This is a genomic window from Acetivibrio saccincola (assembly GCF_002844395.1).
In the GTDB taxonomy this organism is placed as follows: domain Bacteria; phylum Bacillota; class Clostridia; order Acetivibrionales; family Acetivibrionaceae; genus Herbivorax; species Herbivorax saccincola.
Window position 1 is genome coordinate 2,276,065 of record NZ_CP025197.1, and the last position, 26,114, is coordinate 2,302,178.

Below are 26,114 nucleotides of genomic sequence, written 5' to 3' on the forward strand. Positions count from 1 at the left end.
TTATTACGGTTGTTTTTTTATAAAGTCAGTGACATAAGCCACTGTCTTATCCATTGGATTTATAAACTTTATGTTTTTCCAGCACCGCTATTCCAATACCACATTGTACTTTTCTGAAAGTTTTCCGGTAACTTTAGCTGCATAGCTTTCATTCATTTCCTCTAATATAAGTGCTGCATTTTTATTGTTCATATTTTTTAGTGTTTCAACAACCAAATCAATTTTTGCATCCCCAAGTTCCTCAAATATTTTAGCTGCTGCACCGGCATCCATATTTTGATAAATCCTTGCAAACTCCATAGCTTCTTCATCTTTTGCCTCTTGTATAATTATCTCTTCATATATTTTTTGAGCATTTTCAGGATTAATCATTGCAAAGTATTCTTTAAAATCTTCCGGATTCCCGGATGCCAGTATCCTGTCAGCTATTAACTCTTTTTCGCTGATGCGACTCTTTTCACTTTCAAAATCCTTCTTTAATTTTTCATATTTATCTTCCAGCTCTTTATATTCATCCTCTATATTTTTGAGCTCTGAAATGGTTTTCTCCATTTCTTCCATCTCTTTTATAAGTTCACCGTTTCTTTTTCTAAACTCTTCATATGCCTCTATCAACTCTTTTTCAGACAAGTTTTTTGGGTCATAGGGATCATAGTCCTCAGGAGCTTCTGGCAAAGCCCTCCTTAAAATGGGGATTTTTTTGATTTCATTTCTGTTGTTATCTGCTATACCGTTAAAATTACTTTTTATAATAAGACTTAAAACTCCTAAAACTATTACAATTACAACGGCTAATGCTGTAAGAAATGCAAACAGCCCAAATAAAAAACTATTTTTTTCATTATTTTCATTTAAGCCTTTATAAATATTTTTTATTTTCTTTGCCATTTTTATCTCCTGCTTTAGTTAAAATTATCCTAAATTTTCAACGTATTTGTAATTTGAAATTTCTTCACTAATCTGCTGCTCTTTTTTAAACTGCCCTTTTATATACTCCGTATATTTTTTTTCACGTAATTTGTCCATTATTTTCCTTTCTTGTGAAGCTTTTATAAGTTTTTCTCTATATCTATCGACATTATCCTGTGCATTCTTAACATTCACCATCTGCTCTTTAGCTTTATTGTTTAAAAAACCAATGTAGTTTCCATATTTTTGCAAATCCCCTACACTAATACCTTCCTGGGATTTTGTCTTAACAGAGTCTACATAGTTTTTCTTTTCCTCTTCAATTTTATTGTAAATTTCTTTCTGGTTTTCATATTCAATAATGGCTTTACCCAAGTCATTTTTAAGACCGTCTTCTATTTGTTTTTTTATATTTAGAACTGACTGCAGTCTGAATACAAAGCCCATTTGCACCACCAGCCTCTAAACTTCTACTTTAAAATAATTTTTAGCCTATTTATCACTTCATTGTATTCAAATTTTTCATTTACTTCCTGTTCAATAAAGCCTATTATATCGTCTATAACATCTATTGCATAATCAATTTTCTCATTGCTTCCTTTAACATATGCCCCGATATTTATAAGGTCTTCAGCATCGCCGTACACTGCCATTACTTTTTTTATTTCCGCAGCAATTTTTTTGTGTTCATCAGTTACAATTTCAGACATAACCCTGCTGACACTTGCTAAAACATCTATTGCAGGGTATTGGTTTTTGTTGGCTAAGCTCCTTGACAAAACAATATGCCCATCTAAAATTCCCCTGGCGGTGTCCGTTACCGGCTCTGTTAAATCATCACCATCAACAAGAACTGTATATAGACCTGTTATAGAACCTTTATCTGAGTTTCCTGCCCTTTCTAAAAGTTTAGGAAGAACGGCAAAAACTGAAGGTGTATACCCTCTTGATACCGGGGGCTCTCCTACTGCCAACCCCACTTCCCTCTGAGCCATTGCAAACCTGGTCAAAGAATCCATTAAAAGCAGTACATCTTTTCCCTGATCCCTGAAATATTCCGCAACAGCTGTAGCCACCAGTGCTCCTTTTAGTCTTATCAGTGCAGGCTGGTCAGAAGTTGCTACCACCACAACGGATCTTTTTAAACCTTCCTTCTGCAAATCCTTTTCTATAAATTCCCTTACCTCTCTGCCACGCTCTCCTATTAAAGCAATTACGTTAACATCAGCCTTTGCATTCCTTGCTATCATACCCATAAGTGTACTTTTACCCACACCGCTTCCTGCAAATATACCTACCCTCTGACCCTTGCCCACCGTCAAAAGACCATCTATACACTTTATCCCCAAAGGTAGCGGCTGTTTTATCCTGTTTCTTTCTAAAGGCAGGGGTGGCGGGTTGTCAACCGGGTAATAGCACTCTGCTTTAATATCTCCTTTGTCATCAATAGGATTTCCCATCCAGTCAATAACTCTTCCCACTAAGTTTTTTCCAACTTCTACACGTAAAAATTCTCCTGTTGAAATCACTGTACTACCCTGACCAATTCCACTCATATCTCCTAAGGGCATCAAAAGCACTTTGTTATCTTTAAACCCTACCACCTCTGCCAATATGGTCTTTTTTTGCCCTTTTATTTTGCAAAGTTCACCAATATTAACTTCAGGACCAACAGATTCAATTGTAAGTCCTACCACCTTAGATACTTTTCCGCTGCACTCTATAAAATCACTGCTTTCTAAAGCTTTTTGATACTTTAAAAGATTTATACCTGACATAGCAGCTCCTTCTAATTTAAAGGTATTTTTAAGATTTTTTCCCTATAAGCTTTGTAAAAGTGTCCTCAATTTTTTTAAGTTTTGTAGAAATACCTGCATCCACAGAACCATAAGGTGTTTCAATTATTAAGTCCCCTGCATTTAAAGAAGGGTCTTTCTTTATGTCAAGTTTCCCCACCCCTCCTGCTAAAGAGAGAATTTTTTCCCTGTTTTTCACCGCAAAATCATGGTCTTCCGGTGAAACTTTAATTGTTATGTCATCTTTATTGGAACACTTTTCAAAGCCTTTTCTCAAGACTTCTAAAATAATATCTTTATTTAAAGAAATTTCTTCGCCTATTACTTTTTTTGCAATATCTAAAATCACATTTACAGCATCACTTTCCACACCATTTAAAAGTTCCCTGTACTCTTCCTCTGCATTCTTTTTTATTTCTTCTGCTTCCTCTATTAAACTTTCATACTGCCTTTTAGCCTCTTCATAACCTTTTTTAAAACCCTCTGCCCTTGCCTCATCTTCAATGGACTTTTTTAATTTGTCCCCCTCAATTTGGGCTACTTCAATAAGCTTAACCGCCTCACGTTCTGCTTCTTTAATGATGGCCTCTGCTTCTTCTTTTGCCCTGTGTATAATTTTTTCATAAGCCTCTTCTTCCTTAATATCATCTATATTTGGCAGTACATCAAATTTTAAATTATTTGCTTTTTTAACATTGTTGTAATTAACCGGACTTTTTATCTGTATAGGAACCCCGACACTTATCTGGTAACTTTTGAATATCTTGTTATACAAAGACTTCGTCGCCTCCTCCTCTGGAAATTACTATTTCGCCTGCTTCCTCAAGTTTCCTTATGATGTTAACAATTTTCTGCTGTGCTTCTTCAATATCTTTAAGCCTCATAGGACCCATAAATTCTATTTCCTCTTTAATCATTTCAGCCATACGTTTAGACATATTAGCATATATTTTGTTTTTAACTCCTTCCGATACCGGCCCTTTCAGAGCAATTGCAAGTTGTGTATTTTCAACCTCTCTAAGAAATCTTTGAATTGCACGTGGATCCAGTGTAACGATATCTTCAAATACAAACATTCTCTTTTTGATTTCTTCTGCCAATTCTGTATCTTCAATTTCTAGAGTTTCCATTATATTCTTTTCGGTTCCCCTATCCACATTGTTTAATATATCAACAATTGCCTGCACACCACCTGCAGCAGTAAAGTCTTCTGTAACAAGGGCAGACAATTTCTTTTCTAAAACTCTTTCAATTTCTTTTATAACTTCAGGAGATGTCCTGTCCATGGTGGCAATTCTCCTGGTTACATCTGCCTGCTTTTCCTGTGGGAGTGCCGCAAGTACCACAGATGCCTGCTGGGGTCTCAGATAAGCTAAAATTAAAGCTATTGTCTGAGGATGTTCATTTTGAATAAAATTGAGAAGCTGTGAAGGATCTGCTTTTCTCACAAAATCAAAAGGTCTGACTTGAAGGGACACCGTAAGTTTATTTAAGACATCTAATGCCTTTTGTGTTCCTAAAGCCTTTTCAAGTATTTCCTTTGCATAATTTATCCCGCCTTCAGCTATATACTCCTGAGCAAGGCAAATCTGGTAAAACTCCTCTAAAACTTTTTCCTTTTGTTCCGGACTTACAGTTCTTATATTGGCTATTTCCAAAGTTAGCTGTTCTATTTCTTCTTCTTTAAGATACTTAAATATCTCTGCTGACTTTTCCGGTCCTAGTGCAATAAGCAGCATTGCAGCTTTTTCCCTGCCTGTAAGTTCCGCTTTTGTTCCTCTGTGAGCCACTATGTACTACCCCCAAACTTTGTCTGTAATTATTAGCCAATACTATAAACTTAATCATAATCATCGGCAAACCAATTTCTCAAAAGATTTGCAACTGCATCTGGCTTTTCTTTGATAAGCCTTTCAATTTGCTTTTTAACTTCTGAACTTTCTTCAAGGGTGATTTCCGGAAGCTGTTCTTCAGGTACTGCCAAGTCCGGCCCGTCCGCTGTAGCAAGTTCCGGTACAAGCCCGGTATCCTCTTTCTTTCTTGGCATCACTGCAATCATCAAAGCAATTATAAGCAAAATCATCAATATAAAAAACCCATATGTATCAATAAATCTCTTTATCCTGTCACTCCATGGTTCTACAACTTCCTCTTCCGGAGCTAACGGGTATTTACTCACTGAAATTCTTGAAACCGGTATTCCTGTTGCATTGCTCACATCTTCCCTGAGCTGTTCTATAAACTCAGGAGTAATATTACTGTCATCGGGAACTCTCTGACCATACCAAAGGGCTACAGTCATTGAAGATTTTTCAGGATTAAGTATCCCTATTGCTTTTTCTTGTTTGGTTAAAGTTTCAGTAAATACTCTGTTTATTATTTCAGTCTTCTTTTCATATGAAGAATTTTCTCCCCCATCCATAGGATATTCAGGTATCTCACCCACTCCCGGATTGGAATCCATCCCCGGCGGAGCATTCCCTCCGGTACCGTTTTCTAAGGTCTCTTTAGTTGTCTGGCTGCTTACTATTGCTTCATCAAGACCTGTGGGCTTTTCTATTTCATTCCTCGTTGTTGAAACCTGGTCAAAATCTAAAACAGGATTTGCAACGACACTTATAAAATCATAGTTGTTTGAGCGTCCTGAATAGAGTTTTCTTATATTTCTCTCTAAATCTTCCTTTACTTTAGCAGTGAGCTTATATTGGGTAGACGGGACATTAATCCCTTCTTCCATATCAGAATTTAAAATGTTAAAATTGTTATCTACAACTGTAACATTTTTTGGCTCTAATCCTTCAATGGAAGATGCCACAACCCGGATAATGCCGTTTACCTGCTCGGGAGTAATTTCCCCCTTTGGTGTAATTCTTACAAAGGCGGTTGCTTCCTTAGGTGAGTCCCCTGAAAAAAACATAGAATCTTCAGGTAAAGCCAAATCCACGTCAGCATCCTTTACATTGTCAAACATTTTAAGTTTGGCAACTAAACTACTTCTTTTAAAATTTTGCCACAACTGTTTTTTATCACTTTCAGTAGAACTTATACTAAGTAAATTCCAGGCGTCTTCAAAAGTCATCCCTGAAGAAGTAAGTCCCGAAGATGCAATTGCAAATTCAGCCTTGTTTTTATCCTTTGAATCCACCAGTATTCTTCCTCTGTCTCCATGTTTATACTTTATGTTTTTTTCTTCTAGAACTCTTTCTATTTCCTGAGCATCCCTGTAGTCCTCAATCACCATAAGGGGTACATAGGTTGTTCTTGTAAGCATAATTATAGCTGCCGTAAAAACAACCAGGAGAATACCGGAGGTTATCAGAATTCTATTTCTTTGAGACTTGTCAAGTTTTTGCCATAATTCATTTATTTGATTTTGTATCTTTGAGAGAGATTCCGGCATTAGTACACCACCTTTAAGGGTTATCATCATTAGTAAGGCTGGTCTTAAATCTGCATTCTCATTATTTCATTATAAGCATCTAAAATCTTATTTCTTATCTGCATTGTAAACTGAAGGGCAATTTCTGATTTTTCTGCAGCAATCATAACCTGATGAATGTTATCAGTTCTTCCTGCTGCAAAATCCTCAGTTAACATTTGGGATTCTTTTTCAAGATCACTTACTTTTTTAAGGGCTTTATTTAGATACTCAGCAAAGCCCCCTATTATATTTTCATTGGATTTATTTCCTATAAGACTTGTACCTGAAACAGACCCGAATTCCCTTCCTATAGGGTTAACAATCCTTATATCCACTTTTCTTCCTCCTTAGGGCTATGTAATAGATGCTGCAAAACTACTATCTTCCAATTTCTAAAGCTTTCATTGCCATATTTTTTGAAGTGTTTATTGCAGTCACATTTGCTTCATATGCCCTTGTAGCTGATATCATATTCACCATTTCAGTAATAACATCAACATTTGGCATAAGTACATATCCATTTTCATCAGCATCTGGATGACCTGGATCATATATCCTCTTAAAAGGCGTATTGTCCTCTACAATCCGCGAAACCCTTACGCCTTTCCCTGCTTGATTTGCATCATTTAAATACTCAGCAAAAGGAGTGTTTTGAGATTTTTCCTCAAAAATAACGGTTCTTCTTCTGTAAGGTTCGCCATTTTCAGTCCTGGTAGTATTCACGTTTGCTATGTTTTGGGAAATTGTATCCATTCTGAGTCTTTGAGCTGTGAGTCCTGATGCTGCTATATCAAGAGACCTGAAATAACCCATCTATCATCTTCTCCCTTCGTTTATTACAGATTTTATCCTGCGAAAATCAGAACTTATTCTTTGAATTAGTGCCTCATACTTAATTGCGTTCTTAGCAAGTTGTACCATTTCACTGTCTATATCCACATTATTGCCGTCAAGCCTCATATCAAAGTTGCTTTTATCTTCACTTACCCTTATTTCAATATCATCAAAATTTCTTGCACCAATAGGTATGTGCCTGTGATCTGTTTTTATTCCACTGATACTGTTTTTTCCCAAAGCATCATTAAGATATTCCTCAAAAACCACTGTTTTCCTTTTATAATCAGGGGTATCAACATTAGATATGTTTTGAGAAATGGCCTCGTTCCTAAGTAATGCTGCATCTAGTGTTTTTTCCAGTGGCTTAGTACGGTACAGTATTCTTTCAAGCACCCAAAGACACCTCCTTAGATATCCTAAAGGGACTGCGCAAAATTTGTTTTATATTTAGACGTAGAGCTAATGCTGTATAAAATACTTCAAAATATTTAGTTTATTATAAGAATTTGCATAACTATAATGTGACTTAAGGAACGCACTTTAAACTGAATAAACTTAAAGAATAGCTAAAAAATAACCTCCAGTATAAATACTGCAATTTATTTTTTAGCCATCCTAACCTTACAAGTTAAACTGTTCGAACTGTTTAATGAATTTTATGAATTTTAAGGATAACAACCTTATAATGATATTATCACAATTTATTTTAAATTTCAACAGTAAAATTTAAAATAATATTTTTAATAACATTAAGGGCTCTCATTGAAATTTCATAATTCCGCTTCCTTTTATCCCTTATCTTTACCTCAAGACCGTCCATTAAACCAAAATTTACATTCATAGGCTGGAAGTTTTGTATGTTTTTGTCCGATATATAACGGCTAAGACCTCCTATTGCTGTAGTTGTTGGAAATACAACATTATCCTTATTTAACATATCCATAGAAGCGTTTATTCCTGCCACTAAGCCCGATGATGCAGATTCAACATAGCCTTCCACACCTGTAATCTGACCTGCAAAATATATATTGGGTTTATCTTTTAATCGATAAACAGAGTCTAAAAGTTTAGGGGAATTTATAAAAGTATTCCTGTGCATAACACCGTACCTTACAAATTCAGCATTTTCAAGACCGGGTATCATTCTAAACACTCTTTTTTGCTCCGGCCACTTTAACTGGGTCTGAAAACCCACCATATTATAAAGAGTACCTGATGTATTATCCTGCCTTAATTGCACAACAGCATACGCCTCTTTTCCTGTAGAAGGGTTAATTAGACCTACAGGCTTTAAAGGACCAAACCTTAATGTGTCAATTCCCCTTTTTGCCATCCTCTCTACCGGCATACATCCCTCAAAAACCATATCCTTTTCAAATTCTTTAACATCTGCCACCTGGGCATTTACCAGCTGCTCCCAAAAAGCTTCGTATTCTTCCTTTGTCATAGGGCAATTTATATAGTCGTCTGTACCTTTACCGTACCTTGCCGCCTTAAAAGCCTTGCTCATATCAATGGAATCAAATGTAACAATTGGTGCAGCTGCATCAAGATAATAAAGGTAGTTATTGCCAATCATATTTTCAATGGCCTTTGCAAGGGACTCTGAAGTTAGAGGCCCGGTAGCAATTATAGTTATTCCCTCTTTAGGAATCTCCTTTACCTCTTCATGTATCACTTCAATGTTTTCGTTATTTTTAATATACTCTGTCACAAGCTTTGAAAACTCTTCCCTGTCCACAGCAAGGGCACCACCTGCCGGAACTTTTGTCTTATCCGCACATTTCATTATTAAAGAATCAAGAAGTCTCATCTCTTCCTTTAAAAGACCAACAGCATTCTCCAGCTGGTTTGAGCGGAGGGAATTGCTGCAAACAAGCTCTGCAAAAGTATCTAAATTGTGAGCCGGAGAAAATGAAACCGGCTTCATCTCATACAGTTTTACCTTTATCCCCCTTTTTGCTATTTGCCAGGCAGCTTCACATCCGGCAAGTCCTGCCCCTATTACGCTTATATAATTAGCCATATCCTAATCCCTACTCTTTTTTATTTTTATCTTCCCCAACTTTGGTAAAATCACATTCTTCATTGCTGCATTTAAACTGGGCTTTTTTCCCTGAATACTTTTTGGTTAAGAAATTACCGCATTTAGGGCAATTTTCCCCTGCAGGTTTTTCCCATGTCATAAAATCGCATTTTGGATTGTTTTCACATCCTAAATATTTTTTGCCTTTTTTGGTCTTTTTAACATATACCTTTCCTTTACATTTAGGACAGGTTACCCCTGCATCTTCTAAAAGGGGCTTTGCATTCCTGCATTCAGGAAAACCCGGACAGGCAAGAAATTTTCCATACCGTCCCATCTTTATAACCATATTTCTTCCACACTTTTCACAAATCTCATCTGTAACTTCATCCGGAACTTCAATATTGCCTATTTTTTCTTCTGCTTCTTTCAGCATCGGTACAAACTGGTTATAAAAATTTTGAATAATTTCTACCCATTCCTTATCCCCTTCTTCTATATCATCTAACTTTTTCTCCATTTGCACTGTAAACTCTATATCAACTATCTCAGGAAAGCATGTTTTCATAATGTCATTTACTATTTTTCCTAGTTCTGTGGGCAATAGCACTTTAGATTCTTTTACCACATATCCCCTGGATTGAATGGTTGAAATTATAGGAGCATAGGTACTGGGTCTTCCAATACCTCTTTCCTCTAAAGCTTTCACCAGTGTTGCTTCGGTATATCTTGGAGGGGGCTGGGTAAAATGCTGTTTGGGGATGATATTTTTCTTTTCTAAAACTTCCCCTTCAGAAAGCTCAGGCAATATAGCATTTTCCTCTTCCTCTTCATTATCCTGGCTCTCCTGGTACAGCACCAGGAAACCTTTAAATTTAATTGTTGAACCTCTTCCTTTAAATAAGTATTCCCCTGCATTAATATCCACACTCACAGTGTCATAAATTGCAGAGGCCATTTGGCTTGCAACAAATCTTTCCCATATAAGCTTATAAAGCCTGTACTGATCCCTTGACAGTGAGTCTTTTATGTCATCCGGCTGTACATTCACATCAGTGGGTCTTATACACTCATGGGCATCCTGGGCTTTTGACTTGCTCTTATATACCCTCTTTTCATTAGATAAATATTCCTTTCCATATTTTTTTTCTATATAGCTCTTTGTCTGCTCTAATGCCTCATCCGATATCCTTGTAGAATCTGTACGGATATAAGTAATAAGCCCTGTTGTACCAATGCCTTTAATATCAATTCCTTCATACAACTGCTGTGCCACAATCATGGTTTTTTTGCTTGTAAAACCAAGCTTTCTAGAGGCATCCTGCTGCATTGTACTTGTTATAAAGGGTGCAACAGGTGACTTTTTCTTTTCAGCCTTTTTAATTTTCCCAACTACAAACTTTTCTTTTTTTATCTCATCTAATACTTTATTTACTTCTTCTTCATTTTTTAATTCAATTTTTTTCTTTCCGGCTCCATAAAACTTTGCATTAAAAGTTGTTTTGTCCTTTTCTTTTTTAAGTTCAGCTGTTATGCTCCAGTACTCATCCGGTACAAAATTTTCTATTTCTTCTTCCCTGTCACAAATAAGTCTTGTTGCCACCGATTGAACTCTGCCTGCACTTAAGCCCTTTTTAACTTTTTTCCATAAAAGAGGACTTATTTTATATCCCACTATTCTGTCTAATATCCTTCTGGCTTGCTGGGCATTAACCAAGGACATATCTATCTTTCTAGGGGATTTTAGTGCATTTTTAACTGCATTTTTTGTTATCTCATTAAAAGTTATCCTGCATTCTTCTTCACTGTCCAGTTTAAGCAAATGGGCTAAATGCCAGGAAATAGCTTCACCTTCCCGGTCCGGGTCGGTGGCAAGATATATCTTTTTGGCATTTTTGGCTTCTTTTTTTAATTTTGCAATTATTTCTCCCTTTCCTCTTATGGTAATGTACTTAGGCTCAAACTGCTTTTCTATGTCAATCCCTATCTGACTTTTAGGAAGATCCCTCACATGTCCTACAGAAGCAACTATTTTGTAGCCCTTTCCCAAAAATTTACTAATGGTATTTGCCTTTGCAGGTGATTCCACAATAACTAATTTTTCAGCCATCTTTTTCCTCCAGTTAAAATTATATCCGATAACAATATATTATTATAATATTATATATTGTCATTACTCAAGTAAATATTAATATTTTAATTTGTATATCTTCCCAGGAAGCTGTTCCACTATCCCTTTTAACTCTAACATAATTAATATAGAACTGACAAGCTGAACACTAAAGCCTGTCTTTTTAGATATTAAATCTATATTAGAAGGCTCATTTTTAAGACATGATGCAACCGTCCTTTCTTCCTGGTTAAGTCCTCTGAAAAATTTTTCATCTAAAATATTCTTTTCAAAAAATTCTTCTATATTTTCATCGCTAAAATTTATATTTATTTCTTCTAAAATATCCTCAATACTTGTTATTATTTTTGCCCCTTCTTTAATTAACCTGTTGGTTCCCGCACTTTTTAAACTGCACACATTTCCAGGTAGTGCAAATACTTCCCTTCCCTGTTCAAGGGCAAAATCAGCTGTAATAAGGGAACCGCTGCGCTCTCCTGCTTCAATTACTATTACCCCAAGGGACATGCCGCTTATTATTCTGTTGCGTGCAGGAAAATTGCCTGCTAAAGGGGCTGTTCCCGGTAAATATTCTGATATACAGGCTCCGTTTTCTATAATGGAATGCATAAGATTTTTATTTTCATAAGGATATACTATATCAAGACCGCAACCTAGTACCGCTATAGTCCTTCCTCCGGCACCAATAACACCCTTATGGGCATAGGAATCCACCCCCCGAGCCATTCCGCTTACAACTGTAATTCCATACTCTGTAAGCTCCCTTGAAATGGTCTGAGCCATACTCAAACCATATGAAGTGGCTCTTCTGGAACCTACAACTGCTAAATATTTTTCGTCCTTTTTAAGACTTCCCTTTACATACAGTACAACAGGTGGATCATATATATGCTTAAGATAAGGTGGGTATAGCTGGTCATTAATGGTTAAAATTTTTATATCATTTTTAAAAATATTCTCTAAATGCTTCTTTGCATCTTCCTTTATTTTATTGCTTACTAAATTGTGAACATCCCTGTTTGTAAGAAAGTCCAATTCTATTAGCTGTTTTTCCTCTGCTCTCCAGATGTTGTAAGGACTTTGGAAATGCTCTAAAAGTTTTTTTGATTTAACTGCTCCAATGCCTGGAATTGAACTAAGCCATACCCAATACAGCTTGTCATCCACCTTTTAGCACTCCTTTATTTTATAAATAAATGAAGCCTTTTTTGTCCATTTACTCAAATCAATTTATCATGTATTTATTTTATAGTCAAGTATAAATATCATTATTTCTGTCAAGGCTTCTATACTGTATAGCTTCCAACAAATGATTAACCTTTATATCCTCTGACTCTTCCATATCAGCTATTGTCCGGGCAACTTTAAGTATTTTCCCATGAGCCCTTGCACTTAAACCCAATTTTTCAAATGCATTTTCCAATATACTTTTACATTTATCGTCTAATTTGCAATACTTCTTAATCATTGAATGGGAAAGTTCTGCATTAGAATATATATTAATATCTTTATATCTTTCCTGCTGGATTTTTCTGGCCCTGTTAACCCTCTTTCTAATATCTTCGGATTTTTCACTTTCTTCTTTACTGTTAAGCTCCTTATAACTTACAGAAGAAACTTCTATATGTATGTCTATCCTGTCCATCAAAGGACCTGAAATCTTTCCAAAATACTGCTGAATATCTTTAGGGGTACAGGTACACTCCTTTGAAGGTTCAAGGTAATTACCGCATTTACAGGGATTTGCCGCACATATTAAGGTGGTTCTTGCAGGGTAGGTTAAAGTTGCATTAACCCTTGAAATTGTGACAATACCATCTTCTAAAGGCTGTCTTAAAGCTTCTAATACATTTTTATTAAACTCCGGCAACTCATCTAAAAACAAAACCCCATAGTGGGCAAGGCTTATTTCTCCTGGCTTTGGAATTCTTCCCCCGCCTATAAGGCTTGCACTTGATATGGTATAATGAGGTGCTCTGAAGGGTCTTTGGGTTATGAGAGGTGTCCTTTCCGGCAGCACTCCTGCAATACTGTAAATTTTAGTGACTTCCAAAGCTTCTTCAAAAGTCATAGAAGGAAGTATTGTTGGAAGTCTCCTGGCCATCATGGTCTTTCCGCAGCCCGGTCCCCCCACCATAATCAGGTTATGCCCTCCGGAGGCCGCTACTTCAAGGGCTCTCTTTACAGCCTGCTGCCCCTTTACGTCAGAAAAGTCCACATCATAAGATATATTGTATTTAAAAATATTATCCTTGTCTCTATCATATTTTTCTATACTTTCAATTCCGTTTAAATGATTCACAACATCATTAATGGTTTTTGCAGGATAGACATTTATACCTGATACAATTGCCGCTTCATCTGCATTTTCCACAGGCAAAAATATATTTTCAATCCCATTTTCCTTTGCACTTATAGTCATTGGAAGTATTCCTTTAACAGGTTTTATTCCTCCATCTAAAGACAATTCACCTAAAAAAGCACTATTTCCTGTATTGCTAAGTTTCACCTGTCCCGTTGCCGCCAATATCCCCAGTGCTATAGGAAGGTCAAAGGCAGAACCCTCTTTTCTTTTGTCAGCCGGTGCTAAGTTCACCGTTATTTTATTTACATGAAATTTAAATCCTGCATTTTTAATGGCTGCCCTTACCCGTTCTTTTGATTCTTTAACGGCAGTATCTCCTAAACCCACCATATCAAAAGTCGGAAGTCCGTTGGATATGTCTGTTTCCACTAAAACAACATACCCATCCATACCCTTTAAACCCAGACTTTTAATTTTAGAAAGCATATTTCACCTCATAAGACCAGATTTTTATAAGTAGGGCTTTTACTAAATGTAATATAAATGACAATATAAAAAGGTTTGATATTAATAAGAATTATGCCTCTTTAGATAAAATGACTTTCTTTAAGAATATTATATCACAAATTATAGAAAAAGTTATAATATTTTTGCCGTATATTAAAAAAGCAGGAGGAAACCGTTGTGTTTCCCCCCACTTTTTATGTGTAAAGTTTATGTATTTATTTTTTTATTATTACTTCACCTAGTGAAGGTGATAATCCAATAGGGTTAAAATCATAATCTTCAAAATTACCTGAGTCTATAGAAAGTTTTACAGAACCCTCTGATGCATTTTCCTTAACCTTAGCTTCTATAGTTATAAATGTGCCGTCCTTTGTTATCATTCCTTTACGCTGCTGTTCTGCCTCAACGTATAAAAGAGTAATTGCACCCTTATCATTCATTATGTTAAATTGAAAATCCTTTTCAGGGGCATTCATTATCTCCCCGCCCACTACATCTAAAACTTCAAGTTTATCATTATCAAATAATATCTTCAAAAAACCGCTGTTTATTCCTTCTGAAGGTACATTTGAAAATTTTACGGGAATTTTTATAGTATCTCCAGGTTTAGCTTCAATTGTATCGCTTTTTATACTGATGTCTTCATATTTAACTTTTTTAGGTTCTTCTTTATTTCCACTGTCGCTAACGCCCATGTCTACAAGTACTTCCCTTGCATCCCCGTCCCAATAAATATCAACATCTAAAGCTTCAGCCATTGCCCTTAGGGGTAAGTACGTCCTTCCTTCTATAACTACCGGGGGAGGATCTGATTCAAAGACATCGCCGCGTACAAGTACCTTAAAATTAGGACTTACTGCAACCCATTGATTAGCTGCTGCAAAAGCAAAAACACCTGCGCTTAAAACTACGCCTGCAACTAAACCTAACGCAATTTTTTTCATAGTTATGCACCTCGTTATAATATTTTTTTACATGATTATTATACCATATCAAAGAGGGCTTGTCAGTAAAAAAATAGATTTGACTTATTTTGCTACTTCTCATTTAGCAATTTATTCAGTTCTTCCATAAATGTATTTATATCTTTGAATTGCCTGTAAACAGAAGCGAATCTTACATAAGCTACTTCATCAAGTTTTTTAAGTTTTGCCATTACCATTTCCCCAATATCTTTTGAAGTAACTTCTCTTTGAAGAGAATTATAAAATTGGCTTTCTATACTGTCCACTAATTTCTCCAAATCATTAACGGACACAGGCCTTTTTTCGCAGGCCCTCAAAAGCCCTGTCATAATCTTATCCCTATTGAAAACCTGTCTTGTTTTATCCTTTTTAATAACCATAAGAGGCAGGCTTTCTACTTTTTCATAGGTGGTAAACCTTTTTTGACAGCCCAGACATTCCCTCCTTCTCCTTATGGCAGTGTTTTCTTCGGTAGGCCTTGAATCAATTACTTTGTCTTCATCAAATCCACAATACGGGCATTTCATAGCAATCCTCCAAAATACAGTTTTAAAAAAACGTAAAGTACAACTTCAAAGCCTATTATACTATATACTTTACAAATCCGCAATAAAGGGATTTAAATGAGCCTTTCATCTATTTCCACCAAAATTATATCTTCTCCTATTTTTTTTATCCTTTCCCAAGGTATAATGTACTCACTGTCTTTTCCTAAAATCCCGAACAGCCTGTTGCCACCTGGGATTACAATTGACTCTAACCTCCCGCTCTTTAAATCAATTTCCACATCACATACAAAACCAAGTCTTTTGCCATCACTGATATTTATAACTTCCTTTTGCCTGAAATCCGATGTCCTGTTCATAATAAAGCACCTCACAAATACAAATTGACCCCTTTTACACTTAAAAAAATACCGGTTATATATATTTTCTCATATGCATTAGTGCAGTCTTTTCTAAACGTGAAACCTGGGCCTGGGAAATTCCTATTTCCTCAGCCACTTCCATCTGGGTTCTTCCGTCAAAAAACCTTAAATTTAATATAAGCTTTTCCCTGTCGTTTAACTTCCGCATTGCTTCATTTAATGCAATTCCTTCAAGCCAGTTTTCATCGTGGTTTTTTTCATCCTTAACCTGGTCCATAACGTATATGGCGTCCCCGCCGTCATGGTACACCGATTCAAACAGTGAAATAGGGTCTTGTATGGCATCAAGGGCAAATACAATATCTTCTTTTGGTATTCCAAGTTCTTTTGCAATTTCTTCTATTGTAGGCTCTTTTGAGTTTTTGTTTGTAAGCCTTTCCTTTGCCTGCAGCGCCTTGTACGCAATATCCCTTAGGGATCTGCTTACCCGGATTGAATTGTTGTCCCTCAAATACCTTCTTATTTCTCCTATTATCATAGGAACAGCATATGTGGAAAACTTCACATTCTGGGAAACATCAAAATTATCTATAGCTTTTATTAAACCTATGCATCCTACCTGAAAAAGGTCGTCAACATACTCCCCTCTATTGTTAAATCTTTGAATAACACTTAGTACAAGCCTTAAATTTCCCCGGATAAATTCCTCTCTTGCCGTGGCATCTCCTTTATGCATCCTTTCAAAGAGAACCTTTTTTTCATCATTTGACAATACTGGCAGTTTAGATGTATTTACTCCGCATATTTCAACTTTATTGATTAGCATAAATAACCTCCCGGCAATATATTTAAGTCAGTATCATTATTACCACAGAGGCTGTTTTTATACTGTAAAAAAAGGCATAAAATTTCATCTAAACACCTTGACAAACCTTGTACCAATTGCAATTACTACATTTAAAAAAATATGGTATTTTAAGGATTAAATCATCCTGCTTATCTCCTTTCTCAACCTGCTTATAATCTTTTTTTCCAGCCTTGATATGTATGACTGGGATATTCCAAGCATATCAGCCACTTCTTTTTGGGTTTTTTCCACACCGCCGTTATTAAGTCCAAACCTGAGTTCCACTATTTTCTTTTCTCTCATGGATAGCTTTTTCATTGCAATTTCTAATAATTCTTTGTCAACTTCATCTTCAATGGTTCTGTGAATTAAATCATTCTCAGTACCTAAAATGTCTGATAAAAGCAATTCATTACCATCCCAGTCAATATTTAAAGGCTCATCTATTGATACTTCTGTCTTCATTCTATTATTTTTTCTTAAATACATTAGTATTTCATTTTCAATACAGCGGGATGCATATGTGGCCAATTTTATATTTTTAGAGGGATTAAAGGTGTTTATAGCTTTTATTAAGCCAATAGTTCCAATGGAAATTAAATCTTCTACCCCTACACCTGTATTTTCAAATTTTCTGGCTATATACACAACCAGTCTTAAATTTCTTTCTATTAAAATGGATTTAACACCATAGTCCCTTTTTTCAAGTTTATTTAAAAGATAACTTTCTTCATCATTGCTAAGAGGTGGCGGAAGGGCTTCACTTCCTCCTATATAGTAAATAGGTGGTTTTTTGTATAATTTAAACCTTTTTAGAAAATTTATATATTTTATCATTGCAAAAAGTTTTAATTTTTTTAAAATATTCATTATTAAGCTTCTCCCTTCATAATTTAGTGTAAATATTAGTTAAATATGGTTTTAAACCAGTTCCGGGCTTAAAAGTGCATTGTAGTTATTGTTTTTTGACAAAGTCCTGTTGTAAATGCCTATAATAACATCGGATACCCCCTTTTTGTCAGTATTCTCCCCTATTTCAATATAGTCAGGTTTAAAGCCTATAAGCATTCCGTTTTCTTTTCCAAGAGATGTAAAAGGTATAAGCCTGAACCGGGAAAACCATTTTGAATCTGAAATTATTTCTGTAGCACGTACCAAATCCTCTTCTTTTGACTCTTCAAATATGTTTTGAATATCTTTCGGCAATATATCCTTTATTGCATTAAACTCAACTACCACAACAGGAGCATTTGTCAACGGGTCATGAAGGGAATTTCCTGTATCCACCAGTGCATGTAAATCAATGATGCCATTTTCGAATACAATTTTTAATGGTATACACAAATTGTCTTTTATGAATCTTTCCTGTATCAAATCCCAAAATATTTTTACAATTATACAAACTGTTACCGATGAAAAAAACATCATAGACCATTTTGAATCAGCAAAAATATAAAATATGCCGTTTTGAATCAGCCCGCCTGTTTTATTAAAGTACAAAAATGCAAAGGCAGCGCCGGCAAAAATAAAAGTCGATATGTAAAATATAGCTAATATTCTCATAAAACTTTTAAATTCAGGAGGATAAAAAGTAACAGCAACAATAAATAAAGAAAGAAGTATTTTTGCTACTGTAGTATAATATATTTTCATCTCCGGAAATAAAAGCAAAAACACAACATAAGATGCTCCCACCAGAGAACCTAACAATAAGCGTAAATTGGATATTCTAGTTTTAGACAGCTTAGAAGTCATGAACAATATTAAATAGTTCATAACAACATTTTGCAGTATCAATATATCGATGTATATTTCCATTTTAACCCTCCTTAAAGAAAAATATATAAACTCATTTTAAAAGGTTTATCTATATATAAATGTAGACATTAAATATAAACATACAAATTTATGTATATAAAGACGGTACCCTAATAAGTTATATGCAAAAGCATGTTTATTTATTATTAATTATACATTTAAAATGATATTTATTTTGTCAAAGGAAGCTGTAGAAAAAAAACTAAATATATACAAAAATTTCGATGAGATTGTGCTAAAAAAAGTGTGGATGTGTTTTAATAATATAAAATAAAAAGGCACACGTAAAATACCCATGTATTTTCATGTGCCTTTTTAATAATTTTTAAAATACTTACTTTTAATTTAATTTTTTGTAGGTGTTTTGAAACTTCTAAATTTTATTCCCTTTGCTGTTATTTAAATCTGTTTCTCCTTAAGAATGTAGGAATTTCTAATTCATCTGTTTCCACCTGGCTTGCCACCGGCTCTTCCCTGTTAATGCCGGTATATAACTTTTCTTCTTTAGCTAATGCAGGACTTTCAGGTTTTTTCAGCACAGGTGACTTTTCAAATCCCGTTGCAATTACAGTAATCAATATCTCATCTTGTAAGTTTTCATCAATAACAGCACCAAAAATGATATTTGCATCCGGGTCTGCAGATTTTTGCACCAATTCAGCAGCAGTATTAACTTCAAAGAGACCTAAATCAGGTCCTCCTGTAATATTTAAGAGAACGCCCCTTGCCCCTTCAATGGAAGTTTCTAAAAGAGGACTTTGAATAGCCTGCTTTGCAGCCTCTTCTGCCCTGTTGTCCCCTGATGCCCTGCCTATACCCATATGGGCAAGTCCTGTATCCAACATAATAGTCTTAACGTCTGCAAAGTCTAAGTTTACCAATCCCGGTACGGCAATTAAGTCAGATATACCCTGCACACCTTGTCTTAATACATCGTCTGCAATTTTAAATGCTTCTACAATGGAAGTTTTCTTCTCGGCAATTTGCAAAAGTCTGTCATTGGGTATTGTAACTAATGTATCAACTGTACTTTTTAAAGCTTCAACCCCTCTTTCTGCCTGCTGCATTCTCTTTCTGCCTTCAAACATAAAAGGCTTAGTTACCACTCCTACAGTAAGAATTCCCATTTCCTTTGCAATTTGTGCTACCACCGGAGCCGCTCCCGTTCCGGTTCCCCCACCCATACCTGCTGTCACAAAAACCATGTCTGCACCTTTTACTGCCTGCGCAATCTCGTCCCTGCTTTCATTAGCAGCCTTTTCACCAATCTCAGGATTAGCTCCTGCCCCAAGGCCTTTTGTAAGCTTTTCTCCAATTTGAATTTTGGTATTTGCCTTAGATAAAAACAAAGCTTGTTTATCAGTATTTATAGATATAAATTCAACTCCACGAAGCCCAGCTGTAATCATTCTGTTAACAGCGTTGTTACCACCGCCACCTACGCCTATAACCCTGATTTGCGCAAATTGTTCCATATCAACATCAAATTCCAGCAACTTTAGTCCCCCTTCTTCTCATTTGTAATTGCACTACCCATCCATGCTGTTTTATACAACTGTTTTATACAAAATCTCAAGTTATTATTTTCCAAGCTGTTTTTTGCATATAATGCCATTTGCATATATTCTCCCAAATTAAATAATATATTATTATTTAGTGTTACGCAAGGTTGTATTTTAATTTTCGATGCACTTTTTTACACTTTTATTACATTAAGGCTTATTTAAAAAACAAACCTGCCAAACTTTTAAACTATATCGTCTTATTTTTCTTTAACATTACAACATTATCAATAATATTTATTATAATCTAAAAACAATAATAAGTATATTGAAAAAAACAGTGTCAACGCTAAAATAATCCAGTAAAAAATTTGTATATCTTTTTTAAAATTTTAAACTTTTCTTTTGGCTCTTCTGGCAGTTTGTTTTTATTCTCACTTTCTTTTTTGCTAAGTTTCATTCTCTTAGCTGCATATTTTATTGTACCTGCACAAGTGAGATATTCAGGTTTTGAAATGCCGGACACTTTATGAGTTGCCACTTTTACAGGGAAACCAAAAACTTCATATGCCAGCTGCATATTGCCGTCAACATATGAAATTCCCCCGCCTGCTAAAACAACAGTTCCATCAAAACCATTTAATATGCCATTTTTATCCAGTAGTTCTTTGCATAAGTAAAAAATTTCATGAACCCTTGCTTCAATTATTTCAATAACCTGGGATACTTTTATTTCTCTTTTTTTATTGTCATTTATGTCATTTACAGTAATTTCATAATCATTTTTAATCAATGAAGTAAGGGCAAGTTCGTATTCCCTCTTTAGCTTTTCAGCTTCATCCAAAGATATCCGAAGCCCTATTGATATATCATTTGTTATGTGGGCTCCCCCCACAGGAATGGAATCATTAAAAACCACCTTTTCATTTTTAAATACTGAAATATTTGTTATGCTTCCACCCACATCAATTAAAACAACCCCCATCTCCTTTTCCTGAGAAGTTAAGGATAACTCACTTATAGCCAAAGCCTCAACAATAATGCCGTCCACTTCCACATTGGCTTTTTGCATACTTTTTACTATATTTTGAACAGAGGTGATTTTTCCAGCTATAATGTCAGCTTCAACTTCAAGGCTTAGCCCTGTCATCCCCAGCGGATCAACAATTTCATCGCAGCCGTCAACAATGTATTGTATAGGAACAACATCTATAATCTGACGATCCTTAGAAAGCTCCACTCTTTCCACGGCGGACAAAACTCTCAAAATGTCTCTTTTACTAATTTCATGTCCTGCACTTGAAGTTTCAATTGAGGCTTTGTTTGGGATTATGCTAACTTGATTTCCCATTATATTTACATAGGCGGAGTTTATTTCAATATTTTTAATTGCTTTAATTTCTGCTATACAGCTTCTTATGACACTAGAGGCTTCATCAATATCAACAATAACACCTTTTTTTACACAGTTGGAAGGTTTCATTGATTTAGCTAAAACTTCAATATTTCCAAACTTATCCACTTTAGCCACTACAGCACATACCTTTGATGTGCCGATATCAATAGCACATATTATATCATACACTTTATGTAGGCCTCCTAAACTATTTCATCTATATTCAAATATAATTGAAAGAAAATTTATATTCCATAAAAAATCTTTAAACACTACCACTTTCTATATTATCTTTTTTTCTGTCTTTGTTCAATAGAAATCTACGGATTCCCGCAAAATTCAAAAACAATCTGTTTCCAAAAGCAAAAACTGCTGCCAAATATAATTGTATGCCTAATTTATCCCCAATATAAGCTAAGCCTGCTGCAAGCAAAGCATTTCCAAAAAAACCCGAAAGAAATATTTTCATTTTAAATGTCCCTCTAAGGCTTGAATAAACCCCTCCAAAAACCGAGTCTAATGCAGCAAGTATAGCTATAGCCACATAGCTTGAATACTGGGGAGGAATATCAAAAGGAATAAAAATCCCCAATATAATTCCAATTATTAAACCTAGTAGCGGAATCATTATTTTTCCCCTTTTCTATTGTATTTTTTTATTTTTCACCTTAACTTATTCAGGTATAAAAGTAGGGTTTTCTCCTGTTGTCAAGTCCAAATATCCCTTTTCATTTTCGTCAATATTATTAAAAAATATTTCCTTTAAAAGCATAATTTTATATTCATCCAATTGATTATATGCTCCTAAATTAACTTTTACCCTCCAGTCAAGAAGAATTAATACATTATCTAGATCCGAAACATCAACTTCACATATATATTCATCTAATTTATTGGTAAAACTTTCGCCACTGCTTTTTCTTTGTGTAAAATTTATTACATCAAAAATTTTATTAAAAGCATCTATACCTTTTATATTATCTGCACTAATCATTTTACCCAAGCTATATCCATTTACATCCAAGCCTTCGATAATGGGTAGGTTTTCCCAATGTTTTTCATCTCCTGCATCGACAACAAATCCTTCATTATCAATTACAAGACTTGTGTTAATATAGGGTACGACAGCAGCCGGCTCCCTCTCTGTAATTGTTATCTTTACCCTGCCTGGATAAAACATACGTACTGCAACATCCTTTACATAGGAACATCTGTCCAATATGCTTTCCTCTGATTTTGTTGACCTGAATGTAAACAAACCTTTGATATCAGAGGTTTTCACCAGCTCTCTGAACCAATTGGCCCCATATACTACATTTGATGCATTAATTATTTCAATGCTATTATAATGCTTATTGCCATAAACTTCAATGCTATTTATATAAAATAGTGGCGACAGGGCAACACCAACCAACAATGCAGCCAGAAGTATAATGATAAAAAGTCTTTTAATAATTCTTCTATTCTTTTGTTTCTTTTTTTTGGTGTAAATCTCTTCTCTTTTCATTTGTATTCCCTCAATCTTTTCTTTCTATCAAAGCACCTGCATTAGAAAGCTTCAGTTCTATATCTTCATAGCCTCTGTCTATGTGTTTTATACCACTTATCACCGTTGTCCCTTCAGCTGCAAGACCGGCTAAAACCAGTGCAGCTCCTCCCCTCAGGTCCCTGGCACACACATTTGCCCCGGTAAGTTTTTCCACTCCTTTTATCACCGCAAGCCGACCTTCTAATTTTATATCCGCTCCCATTCTAAGAAGTTCTTCCACATGTTTGTATCTGTTGTCAAAAATAGTTTCCACAACAATGCTGGTTCCTTTTGCAATTGATAAAAGGGATACAAACTGGGACTGCATATCTGTAGGAAAACCCGGATAGGGCAGGGTTCTTATCACATCTATGGACCTAGGTCTTGCTGGTCCATAAATATGTAATGAATCTCTTTTTAAATCAATGCAACAGCCTGCTTCCCTTAAGTAGGATACAATAGAAGATATATGCTCTGCCACAATGTTTTTTAAAGTTAAATCCCCTCCTGTAATTCCCGCTGCTACCAAATATGTACCTGCTACAATCCTGTCAGGTATCACACTGTGCTCCACATTATTAAGTTTCTTTTTACTTCCGGTAATTCTTATTACACTTGTTCCTGCTCCTGAAACTTTAACTCCCATTTTAATTAAAAAGTTTTGAAGGTCAACTATTTCAGGTTCCTTTGCTGCCTGACGTATCACCGTCTCACCTTCTGAAAATACAGCTGCTAACATTATGTTTTCTGTAGCCCCCACACTGGGGAAATCTAATTGTATATCACAGCCTCTGAGTTTATCAGCTTCACAGTACAAAAAACCATGATGCGCATCATGCACTTTAACTCCCATTTGTCTTAAAGCTTTAATATGCATGTCTATAGGCCTTGGACCTATTTCGCACCCACCTGTATAGGTAAGTTTACCGGCACAAACACTCAATATCTATTTTTATATTTTATCACTTCACAAAATAGGTATCAAATATTTTTATAGGGAAATACTTCCCTATAAAAATACTTGTTCACAATTAAAATGTTTGTGTTATAATCTTTAAAGATAAAAATTTTACTAAAAGCAGGGATGTAAATGAATCTTAGACTTACTTTTGCTATAGCGGTTACCAAATTATTAATTTTTTCACTGCGGATTTTAAACCGGGGTGGTACTACTTTACCTGGTAAAGTTGCTCAAAAAATTTATCCGGGCATAATTAAACATATTTCAAAATACCTTAAAATAATAATGGTTACAGGAACAAATGGAAAAACCACTACAACAGGCATTATTAGTAAAATAATGGATAAAAATAAAATAGACCATATTACAAATAAATCAGGTGCAAACCTTGTAAGCGGGATAATAACCACATTAATTGACTCTGTAAATTTAAAAGGAAAAAGTAAATGCAAAACTGCACTAATTGAAGTTGATGAAGCAGCCTTTAATGTAATAACCAATGACATAAAACCGGATATTTTAGTGGTGACAAACTTTTTTAAAGACCAGTTAGACCGCTTTGGCAAGCTAGATACAATTTTAAATAATGTAAAATCAGGGATAGAAAAATCACCGGAGGCAAAGCTTATTTTAAACGCCGATGACCCTCTTTGTGTTTCATTGGCTCAAAAGCATAAGGGTGAAATATTTTACTACGGGTTTGATGAAAATGCATATGAAGGCATAGATAATCCTTTAACTTCTGATGTGGTTTTTTGTATTTATTGTATGGGTAAATATGAGTACAAAAACAGGATCTATGGGCATTTAGGTACATTTACATGTACCTCCTGCGGCTACAGCCGTCCCTCTTCCCATGTAACCTGTTTAAAAATTGATGAATTAAACAGTTCATACACAGAAATGGAGTTTTCAATAGGTGAAGAAAATTACAAGACCAAAATTAACCTGCCTGGTCTTTATAATGTATACAACGCCCTTGCAGCAATCTCCTTAGCACATATCCTGGAGGTTACACCTGAAAGCATTATAAATTCCCTTAAAAGCTTTGAAAGTACTTTTGGCAGGATGGAAACAATTAAAACTGACGGTAAAGCTATAAAATTAATTCTTGTAAAAAATCCTGCAGGATTTAACCAGGTAATTAATTTTCTTTTAGCTGAGCCAAAAAAGAACCAGATAGCCTTTTTAGTAAATGACAAACCGGGGGACGGGATAGATGTTTCCTGGCTTTGGGATGTGGATTTTGAAGAGTTTTCAAAGATTCAGGATGATATTTCATGCTTTTATGCTTCCGGAAGCAGGGCTGAAGACATGGCGCTGAGATTAAAATATGCAGGAATTTACAGTGATAAAATAGAAATTATAAAAGACTATGAAGAGCTTATTAATAAGGGGCTTTCAAATACAGAAAAGGGAAATAGTTTTTACATACTCCCCACTTATACTGCATTATTGGATATAAGGGGTTTTTTAAAGAAAAAATTTAAATTAAAGGAGTTTTGGAAGTAACATGTATAATTTAAATATCTGTCACCTTTACCCTGATATTTTAAATCATTATGGCGACCGCGGGAATGTAATAGCTTTAGAAAAGCGCTGTATTTGGAGGGGGATACAGGTAAATATCTCAAATGTATCCTTAGGTGATGCATTTGAGTCTTGTGAATATGACATAATATTTTTAGGCGGCGGGGAAAATTATGAGCAAAAAATTGTATTGGATGATTTAATAAAGGAAAAGGGAAATGAAATTAAAAACGCAATAAATAATGATAAAGTATTCCTGGCAATTTGCGGGGGGTACCAGTTTTTGGGGAAATATATTGTTACACAGGACAAAAGAGAAACAGAACTATTAGGGGCATTGGATTTTTGGACAATAGAAGGGGAAGAAAGGCTGGTGGGAAACTATGTTTTTCAATGTGATTTTTTGATAAATGAAATCTATGATGGAAAAATAGCCGGTTTTGAAAACCATTCAGGAAAAACCTATCTTGGCGAAAATGTAAAGCCTTTGGGAAAAGTCATAAAAGGACATGGCAACAATGGTGAAGACGGCTTTGAAGGGGCAGTTTATAAAAATGTATACTGCTCATATTCCCATGGAAGTCTGCTACCTAAAAACCCTTCACTTACCGACCATTTAATAAGTACTGCACTAAAACAAAAATATAAAGATTTTGTATCCCTCCAGGTTCTAAATGACGGTTTTGAGATAAAAGCCCACAACGCAGTACTAAAAAAAATCATTTAATTTTAAAACTAAAGTACAGGCAGGGAATAAATTGAACCCT

Annotated in this window: 26 protein-coding genes; 2 read left to right on the top strand and 24 right to left on the bottom strand. The window is 35.1% G+C overall.

Going from position 1 to position 26,114, the window contains the following annotated elements:
* Positions 1-87 precede the first annotated feature (87 nt).
* The 24 genes from HVS_RS10235 to murA form a co-directional block, all read right to left on the bottom strand.
* Positions 88-888 carry a MotE family protein gene (locus HVS_RS10235; protein WP_101301970.1) on the bottom strand — a complete coding sequence of 267 codons (801 nt, stop codon included), beginning with the start codon at positions 886-888 and terminating at the stop codon, positions 88-90.
* A 24-nt stretch (positions 889-912) separates the two neighbouring features.
* Positions 913-1,356, bottom strand: coding sequence for a flagellar export protein FliJ (gene fliJ, locus HVS_RS10240; protein WP_235827686.1), 444 nt, complete (start codon positions 1,354-1,356; stop codon positions 913-915).
* A 23-nt stretch (positions 1,357-1,379) separates the two neighbouring features.
* Positions 1,380-2,687 (bottom strand): flagellar protein export ATPase FliI, encoded by a 1,308-nt coding sequence (gene fliI / locus HVS_RS10245; protein ID WP_101301975.1) that lies wholly within the window; start codon positions 2,685-2,687, stop codon positions 1,380-1,382.
* A gap of 28 nt (positions 2,688-2,715) precedes the next feature.
* Positions 2,716-3,480 carry a FliH/SctL family protein gene (locus HVS_RS10250; RefSeq protein WP_101301978.1) on the bottom strand — a complete coding sequence of 255 codons (765 nt, stop codon included), beginning with the start codon at positions 3,478-3,480 and terminating at the stop codon, positions 2,716-2,718.
* On the bottom strand, positions 3,473-4,444 hold the full coding sequence (fliG, locus tag HVS_RS10255) for a flagellar motor switch protein FliG (protein ID WP_479715008.1): 972 nt from the start codon (positions 4,442-4,444) through the stop codon (positions 3,473-3,475). Before fliG ends, HVS_RS10250 begins: the two co-directional genes overlap by 8 nt.
* A 101-nt stretch (positions 4,445-4,545) precedes the next feature.
* The gene (fliF, locus tag HVS_RS10260) at positions 4,546-6,105 is read right to left on the bottom strand and encodes a flagellar basal-body MS-ring/collar protein FliF (protein WP_101301982.1); all 1,560 of its coding nucleotides are present in this window, start codon (positions 6,103-6,105) and stop codon (positions 4,546-4,548) included.
* Positions 6,106-6,149: 44 nt separating this feature from the next.
* On the bottom strand, positions 6,150-6,398 hold the full coding sequence (gene fliE, locus HVS_RS10265) for a flagellar hook-basal body complex protein FliE (protein ID WP_235827779.1): 249 nt from the start codon (positions 6,396-6,398) through the stop codon (positions 6,150-6,152).
* Between the two features lie 106 nt (positions 6,399-6,504).
* Positions 6,505-6,939: a flagellar basal body rod protein FlgC gene (gene flgC, locus HVS_RS10270; RefSeq protein ID WP_101301985.1), complete on the bottom strand. Its 435-nt coding sequence runs from the start codon at positions 6,937-6,939 to the stop codon at positions 6,505-6,507.
* A gap of 3 nt (positions 6,940-6,942) precedes the next feature.
* Positions 6,943-7,356, bottom strand: coding sequence for a flagellar basal body rod protein FlgB (gene flgB / locus HVS_RS10275; RefSeq protein WP_101301988.1), 414 nt, complete (start codon positions 7,354-7,356; stop codon positions 6,943-6,945).
* Positions 7,357-7,669: 313 nt separating this feature from the next.
* Positions 7,670-8,989, bottom strand: coding sequence for a methylenetetrahydrofolate--tRNA-(uracil(54)-C(5))-methyltransferase (FADH(2)-oxidizing) TrmFO (gene trmFO, locus HVS_RS10280; RefSeq protein ID WP_101301990.1), 1,320 nt, complete (start codon positions 8,987-8,989; stop codon positions 7,670-7,672).
* Positions 8,990-8,999: 10 nt separating this feature from the next.
* Complete coding sequence (gene topA, locus HVS_RS10285; RefSeq protein WP_101301993.1) at positions 9,000-11,099, bottom strand: type I DNA topoisomerase; 2,100 nt, start codon at positions 11,097-11,099, stop codon at positions 9,000-9,002.
* Between the two features lie 78 nt (positions 11,100-11,177).
* Positions 11,178-12,287, bottom strand: coding sequence for a DNA-processing protein DprA (gene dprA, locus HVS_RS10290; protein WP_101301995.1), 1,110 nt, complete (start codon positions 12,285-12,287; stop codon positions 11,178-11,180).
* A gap of 85 nt (positions 12,288-12,372) precedes the next feature.
* Positions 12,373-13,911 carry a YifB family Mg chelatase-like AAA ATPase gene (locus HVS_RS10295; protein ID WP_101301999.1) on the bottom strand — a complete coding sequence of 513 codons (1,539 nt, stop codon included), beginning with the start codon at positions 13,909-13,911 and terminating at the stop codon, positions 12,373-12,375.
* A gap of 236 nt (positions 13,912-14,147) precedes the next feature.
* Positions 14,148-14,876 carry a cohesin domain-containing protein gene (locus tag HVS_RS10300; RefSeq protein WP_101302001.1) on the bottom strand — a complete coding sequence of 243 codons (729 nt, stop codon included), beginning with the start codon at positions 14,874-14,876 and terminating at the stop codon, positions 14,148-14,150.
* 92 nt (positions 14,877-14,968) lie between these two features.
* Positions 14,969-15,424 carry a transcriptional regulator NrdR gene (nrdR, locus tag HVS_RS10305; RefSeq protein WP_101302003.1) on the bottom strand — a complete coding sequence of 152 codons (456 nt, stop codon included), beginning with the start codon at positions 15,422-15,424 and terminating at the stop codon, positions 14,969-14,971.
* Between the two features lie 92 nt (positions 15,425-15,516).
* Positions 15,517-15,762 (bottom strand): YlmC/YmxH family sporulation protein, encoded by a 246-nt coding sequence (locus tag HVS_RS10310; protein WP_101302006.1) that lies wholly within the window; start codon positions 15,760-15,762, stop codon positions 15,517-15,519.
* Between the two features lie 55 nt (positions 15,763-15,817).
* The gene (gene sigG / locus HVS_RS10315) at positions 15,818-16,591 is read right to left on the bottom strand and encodes an RNA polymerase sporulation sigma factor SigG (protein ID WP_101302008.1); all 774 of its coding nucleotides are present in this window, start codon (positions 16,589-16,591) and stop codon (positions 15,818-15,820) included.
* 156 nt (positions 16,592-16,747) lie between these two features.
* Positions 16,748-17,482 (bottom strand): RNA polymerase sporulation sigma factor SigE, encoded by a 735-nt coding sequence (gene sigE, locus HVS_RS10320; RefSeq protein ID WP_101302010.1) that lies wholly within the window; start codon positions 17,480-17,482, stop codon positions 16,748-16,750.
* A gap of 51 nt (positions 17,483-17,533) precedes the next feature.
* A complete protein-coding gene (gene spoIIGA / locus HVS_RS10325; protein WP_101302013.1) occupies positions 17,534-18,430 on the bottom strand; it encodes a sigma-E processing peptidase SpoIIGA in 897 nt (298 codons plus the stop codon).
* Between the two features lie 395 nt (positions 18,431-18,825).
* A complete protein-coding gene (ftsZ, locus tag HVS_RS10330) occupies positions 18,826-19,926 on the bottom strand; it encodes a cell division protein FtsZ (protein WP_101302015.1) in 1,101 nt (366 codons plus the stop codon).
* Positions 19,927-20,281: 355 nt separating this feature from the next.
* A complete protein-coding gene (gene ftsA, locus HVS_RS10335; RefSeq protein WP_101302018.1) occupies positions 20,282-21,517 on the bottom strand; it encodes a cell division protein FtsA in 1,236 nt (411 codons plus the stop codon).
* 76 nt (positions 21,518-21,593) lie between these two features.
* On the bottom strand, positions 21,594-21,956 hold the full coding sequence (locus HVS_RS10340) for a small basic family protein (protein WP_101302020.1): 363 nt from the start codon (positions 21,954-21,956) through the stop codon (positions 21,594-21,596).
* A gap of 45 nt (positions 21,957-22,001) precedes the next feature.
* Positions 22,002-22,835, bottom strand: a complete 834-nt coding sequence (locus HVS_RS10345; RefSeq protein WP_101302022.1) for a cell division protein FtsQ/DivIB — start codon at positions 22,833-22,835, stop codon at positions 22,002-22,004.
* 10 nt (positions 22,836-22,845) lie between these two features.
* Positions 22,846-23,799 (bottom strand): UDP-N-acetylglucosamine 1-carboxyvinyltransferase, encoded by a 954-nt coding sequence (murA, locus tag HVS_RS10350; RefSeq protein ID WP_101302024.1) that lies wholly within the window; start codon positions 23,797-23,799, stop codon positions 22,846-22,848.
* Between the two features lie 147 nt (positions 23,800-23,946).
* On the opposite strand from murA, the gene HVS_RS10355 reads away from it, so the two are divergent.
* Both HVS_RS10355 and HVS_RS10360 read left to right on the top strand, forming a co-directional pair.
* The gene (locus tag HVS_RS10355; RefSeq protein ID WP_101302026.1) at positions 23,947-25,329 is read left to right on the top strand and encodes a Mur ligase family protein; all 1,383 of its coding nucleotides are present in this window, start codon (positions 23,947-23,949) and stop codon (positions 25,327-25,329) included.
* A 1-nt stretch (position 25,330) separates the two neighbouring features.
* Entirely contained in the window at positions 25,331-26,074 is a 744-nt protein-coding gene (locus HVS_RS10360; RefSeq protein WP_101302028.1) for a type 1 glutamine amidotransferase, read from the top strand.
* Positions 26,075-26,114: the final 40 nt, after the last annotated feature.

What these genes read in the sequence shown, in the direction of transcription:
- HVS_RS10360 (WP_101302028.1), top strand. Translation starts at nt 25,331, where the DNA reads ATGTATAATTTAAATATCTGTCACCTTTACCCTGATATTTTAAATCAT.
- nrdR (WP_101302003.1), bottom strand. Translation starts at nt 15,424, where the DNA reads ATGAAATGCCCGTATTGTGGATTTGATGAAGACAAAGTAATTGATTCA.
- HVS_RS10355 (WP_101302026.1), top strand. Translation starts at nt 23,947, where the DNA reads ATGAATCTTAGACTTACTTTTGCTATAGCGGTTACCAAATTATTAATT.
- fliF (WP_101301982.1), bottom strand. Translation starts at nt 6,105, where the DNA reads ATGCCGGAATCTCTCTCAAAGATACAAAATCAAATAAATGAATTATGG.
- spoIIGA (WP_101302013.1), bottom strand. Translation starts at nt 18,430, where the DNA reads ATGGAAATATACATCGATATATTGATACTGCAAAATGTTGTTATGAAC.
- sigE (WP_101302010.1), bottom strand. Translation starts at nt 17,482, where the DNA reads ATGAATATTTTAAAAAAATTAAAACTTTTTGCAATGATAAAATATATA.
- HVS_RS10295 (WP_101301999.1), bottom strand. Translation starts at nt 13,911, where the DNA reads ATGCTTTCTAAAATTAAAAGTCTGGGTTTAAAGGGTATGGATGGGTAT.
- fliG (WP_479715008.1), bottom strand. Translation starts at nt 4,444, where the DNA reads ATGCTGCTTATTGCACTAGGACCGGAAAAGTCAGCAGAGATATTTAAG.
- HVS_RS10300 (WP_101302001.1), bottom strand. Translation starts at nt 14,876, where the DNA reads ATGAAAAAAATTGCGTTAGGTTTAGTTGCAGGCGTAGTTTTAAGCGCA.
- HVS_RS10235 (WP_101301970.1), bottom strand. Translation starts at nt 888, where the DNA reads ATGGCAAAGAAAATAAAAAATATTTATAAAGGCTTAAATGAAAATAAT.
- topA (WP_101301993.1), bottom strand. Translation starts at nt 11,099, where the DNA reads ATGGCTGAAAAATTAGTTATTGTGGAATCACCTGCAAAGGCAAATACC.
- sigG (WP_101302008.1), bottom strand. Translation starts at nt 16,591, where the DNA reads ATGCTAATCAATAAAGTTGAAATATGCGGAGTAAATACATCTAAACTG.
- fliJ (WP_235827686.1), bottom strand. Translation starts at nt 1,356, where the DNA reads ATGGGCTTTGTATTCAGACTGCAGTCAGTTCTAAATATAAAAAAACAA.
- HVS_RS10310 (WP_101302006.1), bottom strand. Translation starts at nt 15,762, where the DNA reads ATGAACAGGACATCGGATTTCAGGCAAAAGGAAGTTATAAATATCAGT.
- trmFO (WP_101301990.1), bottom strand. Translation starts at nt 8,989, where the DNA reads ATGGCTAATTATATAAGCGTAATAGGGGCAGGACTTGCCGGATGTGAA.
- HVS_RS10345 (WP_101302022.1), bottom strand. Translation starts at nt 22,835, where the DNA reads ATGAAAAGAGAAGAGATTTACACCAAAAAAAAGAAACAAAAGAATAGA.
- flgC (WP_101301985.1), bottom strand. Translation starts at nt 6,939, where the DNA reads ATGGGTTATTTCAGGTCTCTTGATATAGCAGCATCAGGACTCACAGCT.
- fliI (WP_101301975.1), bottom strand. Translation starts at nt 2,687, where the DNA reads ATGTCAGGTATAAATCTTTTAAAGTATCAAAAAGCTTTAGAAAGCAGT.
- HVS_RS10340 (WP_101302020.1), bottom strand. Translation starts at nt 21,956, where the DNA reads ATGATTCCGCTACTAGGTTTAATAATTGGAATTATATTGGGGATTTTT.